At 64.8% G+C, this 4,914-nt stretch carries 2 protein-coding genes; one reads left to right on the top strand and one right to left on the bottom strand.

Annotated features, from left to right (window positions below; translation table 11 throughout):
* The first annotated feature begins 109 nt into the window (after positions 1-109).
* Positions 110-2,197, top strand: a complete 2,088-nt coding sequence (locus OC610_RS21095) for a mechanosensitive ion channel family protein (RefSeq protein WP_264430468.1) — start codon at positions 110-112, stop codon at positions 2,195-2,197.
* 128 nt (positions 2,198-2,325) lie between these two features.
* On the opposite strand, the gene OC610_RS21090 is transcribed toward OC610_RS21095, so the two are convergent.
* A partial coding sequence (locus tag OC610_RS21090; RefSeq protein ID WP_456300307.1) for an Lhr family helicase occupies positions 2,326-4,914 on the bottom strand: 2,589 nt, incomplete at its 5' end.

Here is a 4,914-nt window from a genome sequence, read left to right as displayed (position 1 = left end):
GCGGGAGCAAGCTCCCTCGCCACGGGTTTTGTATTGGCCTTCCGAGCGAACTTGCCGGCCCATTGTTGATCAGTTCCTTACCGACCCCTGTGCGAAGGAGCCCCGCGTTTTGTCTCGATTGAGCACTGTATTGCTGCTGTTGTTGCTGGCCATGACCGGCACCTGCGCCTACGGGACCGCTGCTGTGCCGGGCACCTCCAAACCCGCCGAAGCCCCGGCTGAACCCGAACCGCTGGTGCAAGGCGGCCTGTTGGGGGCGATCAGTTCGAGCATCGACGATGTCCAGGACAAGCTCGACCTCGACCAGAGCCTGGTGGACGCCTGGCGCCTGCGGGCGGATAGGGCGGCGGATGAGGTGGATCGGCTGGTGGACCAGACGTCCCGTTCGTCCTGGCGGATAGCGGGCGATTTCCTGTTGCTGTCAGGCGTGTGGCTGGGGACCTTCGCGCTGCTCTGGGCCGGTGCGCGCTTGCTGGTGCGACGTCTCGGTCGGCGCCGCTGGCTACTCACTCGCCAGCGGGTGCGGGACCTGCTCGGTTATCTGCTGCCGTACACCTTGCCGGCCGTGGCCTGCCTGCCCTTGACCCTTTACGTCAGCCATTACCTGCAAGTCTCGGTTGGTCGCGCCCTCGCGCTGTGTTTCGCCTACGCCACCAGCAGCGGCATTGTTTCCACCTCGGTGCTGCTCTGCGTGATCGTGATGTTCAACGCCGGCCATAAACGCCGTGCCGTGACGATCATCCGGCGTTTCAGCCCACGGCCGTTGTTCCTGATCGGCTTCCTGGCGGCCCTCAGCGATGCCCTGACCAGCCCGCAGATCGCCCGCCAACTGGGCGGCAATATCACCAGCAGCGTCGCGGTGTTCACCGGCCTGTTGGCTTCGCTGATCTTCGGTTGGCTGGTGATCCACATGCGCCGGCCCGTGGCCCACCTGATCCGCAATCGGCCGCTGGCCCAGCGTCTCAAGCAACCGGCCTTGCAAGAATCCCTGCGGATCTTTTCCGGCCTCTGGTATTGGCCGATCCTGTTGATGGTATTGGTTTCGGCGGTGAGCCTGATCGGCGTCGGCGAAGACAACCAGAAGGCCCTGCGTTGCGCCTTGTTCACCACCCTCCTGCTGATCGCGACGGTGTTCCTCAGCACCGTGTTCCAGCACATCTTCAAATCGCCCAGGGCCGAGGCCATCCAGCGCAACAGCGCCTACAAGGGGCGACTGTTGAGCTTGCTGCACGCCTTGTTGCGGATTGTCATGGCCGTGGTATTCATCGAAGTGCTCGGACGGATCTGGGGAATCTCTTTGTTCGAGTTCGCCTCGCGCAACGCCGTGGGACGGGCGATCAGCGATTCCCTGAGCCGCATCGGCCTGATCTTCCTGGTGACCTGGCTGACGTGGGTGGTGCTCGACACGGCGATCCAGGAGGCGCTGAAACCACCGCTCAACAAGCGCGGCGCTCGTCAGCCGAGCACGCGGATCAAGACCATCTTGCCGCTGTTGCGCAACGCGGCCAAGATCATCCTGGTGGTGATTTGCGCGATCACCACCATGGCCAACCTCGGCATCAACGTCGCGCCATTGCTCGCCGGTGCCGGCGTGGTCGGGCTGGCGATCGGTTTCGGTTCGCAGCAACTGGTGCAGGACGTGATCACCGGGCTGTTCATCATCATCGAGGACACGCTGTCCATCGGCGACTGGGTGGTGCTCAGCTCCGGCCACGCCGGCACTGTCGAAGGCCTGACCATCCGCACCCTGCGCCTGCGCGACGGCAAGGGCTTCGTGCATTCGGTGCCGTTCGGGCAGATCAAGGCCGTGACCAACCAATCCCGGCAGTTCGCCTTTGCGTTTTTCTCGGTGCAGTTCACCTACGACTCCGACGTGGACCGTGCCATTGAATTGATCCGCGAAGCGGGGGATTCGATTGCCGAGGATCCGTTCCTCAAGTTCAACCTGCAAGGGCCGCTGGATGTGTTCGGCGTGGACAAGATGGACCTCAACGGCGTAGTCCTCACCGCCCAGTTCCGCACGGTCTCGGGCGGGCAGTACGCGGTGAGCCGGGCGTTCAACCAGCGATTGAAAAAGCTTGTGGATAACGAGCCGTCGGTGCACTTCGCGCAGACTTATCCACAGCAGGTGGTGATGCCGAAGCGGTTGGTTGAGGAGCCGAAGGCAGGGGGCGAGCAGGCTGATCAAGCTCAATAATTACTTCAGGTTTGTGGTGAGGCTTATGGCCTCATCGCGAGCAAGCTCGCTCCCACAGGGGGCTGTCCATTCACCACAAACCTACTGTGGGAGCGAGCTTGCTCGCGATGAGGCCCGCCCAGACACCCTCAAACTTTCTGAATGAGCTTGCTCCTGACCTCCGCCATCCCTTGAGCATCCAACTCCACCCATAGCTGCTGCTTGCCCGCAACCAACGCCGCCACCGGCAGCCCATCCCGATACACCAGTCGATTACTTGCCAGCGCCGGTACTTTCGCCCCCGGCAGCAACGTGCCGGCGAGGTTCAACGGATCCACCCCGCACACCACCACCAGGCTGCCATCGGTGGGCCGACGCCTGGCTTCGCGCAGCAGCGGGATGGCTTCGGGCAAGGCGAATTGTTCGCCGGCCAGCCCGCTGACAAAGCGCCCGCCTCGAATCTCTCCCCGTGCCTCCAGACGATGAAACGTGCGCAGCAATTCACGCCAGCTCGGCAGCCAATCGGCCTCGCGCTCCAGCAGGCGCCAGAACACCACGCCATAACGGCGCAACAGGGTCATGGCGATGTGTTCCAGGGTATCGGGCGGTGTGGGCGCGGGCCGGTTGCCGGGTTCTGGCGCGGGCGAACTGCGGCGTAATAAGGCCCAGCGCCCGGCATCGTCCATGCCGCCGACAAACGCCCCGCGTCCGCGCCGGCTGCTACGGGCCTGGCGTTTGCTGGCAGGGGTGATCAAGGCCCGCAGCCCGGCGAAGCTGTCGGCATTCACGAGCCCGGCACCGACCAGTTCCTGCAAGGCGATTTCCAGTTCGCTGCGCAGCAGGTGAGCCTCGTGCAGCAATTCATCGAAAAACAACGCGCCATGTTCACTGAGGGCCTGATGGACTTTTTGCGTCTTGAGCGACAGTTCGCCGACCGGCGTCTGCTCGCCCAGGCTGCTCCACAGCGCAACCTGGGTACGCGGCAACAACACGATCGGCGTGCTGCGCAGGGCGCTGGCAGACAACTTCTGGCGGGCGCTCAGGCGCGTCCAGACGAACTTGCCGCTGCGGCACAGTTCATCCAGCCAGCTCGGCGAATAATCCTTGATTCGCGCCGGCAGCAGGTCGCTGTCCCAGGCCGAGGCGGCGGCCGGGTAGCCTTCGAACTGGCCGATGATCGACGGCAGCACCGCGTTGCCGCGGCCCTGGCTGGACGGCGACAGATGCTGCCAGTCGAACAGGAAACGCATGAAGTCCTGCAACATCACCGGCTCAATTTCCCGGCGCAAGCGCTTGACCGTGTAGCGGTGGATCCGCGCCAGCAGATGCCGTTCGCACCACTCTTCTTGAGCGGTGCCCGGGGTGAAGCGACCGCGCAGCACATACCCTTGTTGTTCGAGCCGGGCCAGGGCCTGGGTCGCTTGTGCCGGCGACAGCCCTAGCGGGTAGGCGATCGCGGTCAACGGTTGCGGACCAAAGGCACTGAGCCGCGCGCGCAGCACTTCCACCACGGCCTCGTCGCAGTCCCACGGCTCATCGAACCCCGGCAGCGGTGCCAGCGGCGGCTGCCATTGGGCGTGTGGATAAATCGCCTGCAGGCACGTCAGCCGTTCCAGCGGCACCCACAGGCCGCGCTCATCACTGATTTGGATGTGGCTGGCGCGACCGCGCTCGGCCAGGGTCCGGAGCCCGTCCAGCCAAGACGGCTCGGCACGGGCTTCGCTGTCGGCGATGCAGGCCAGGCTCATCAACGCTTCATGGATTTCATCGACATTGGTCGGCGTCGGCCAGGCCTCTTCCCGCACGGCCTGGATGGCCTCGGCGTCCAGTGCGCCGAGGTCGTCGGTGGATTGCGGATCACTCCAGCGTCGGTTGATCACCGCTTGGGTGCGGCGTTCCTCCAGCGGCGCGTCGTCGAGAAAGGTATAAGGCCGGGCGCTGAGGATTTCTGCCGCCAAGGGCGAGGGCGCCGGCAGGTCGCGGCTGACCAGGCGAACCTCGCCCGCTTCCATGCGCCGCAACAGCGCCAGCCAGCCTTCGCTGTCCATGGCTTCGTGCAGGCAGTCGTCGAGGGTCTGTTCCACCAGTGGGTGGTCGGGAATCTCACGCTCGCCGGCGAGGTTTTCCAGGCAAGCGATCTGGTCCGGGAACACGCTGGCGATCAAGTCTTCGCTTTTCATGCGCTGGATCTGCGGCGCGACTTTGCGCCCGCCGGTGTAGCGCGGCAAGGCCAGGGCCACGCCGGCATTCCAGCGCCAGCGCACGCCGAACAGCGGCGCATCCAATACCGCTTGAATCAGGATCTGCTCGGCGCTCTGGCTGTTGAGGTAGCGCCAGACCTCGTCCAGTTCGAAGCTGTGGCTGGTGGACAGCGACAGCACGATGGCGTCCTCGCTGGCGGCGGCCTGCAATTCGAAGTTGAAGGTGCGGCAGAAACGCTTGCGCAGGGCCAGGCCCCAGGCGCGGTTGATGCGGCTGCCGAAGGGCGTGTGGATGATCAGTTGCGTGCCGCCGGACTCGTCGAAAAACCGTTCCATCACCAAGGTGTCCTGGGACGGCAGGGCGCCGAAGGCCAGGCGCGCCGGGGCCAGGTAATCGAGGATCTGCTCGGCGCTGGCAAGGTTCAGGTGCAAGGTGCCGGTCAGCCAGTCGAGTGCCGGTTGCAGATTGCCCGGCGTGGCGCCGAGCAGTTGATCGAGCTGGGCTTGCAGGCGGGCCACGGCCTGGGACAACTCGGC

Source organism: Pseudomonas agronomica (assembly GCF_025917275.1).
GTDB classification, from domain to species: domain Bacteria; phylum Pseudomonadota; class Gammaproteobacteria; order Pseudomonadales; family Pseudomonadaceae; genus Aquipseudomonas; species Aquipseudomonas agronomica.
This window is presented reverse-complemented; position numbering and strand designations above follow the sequence as displayed.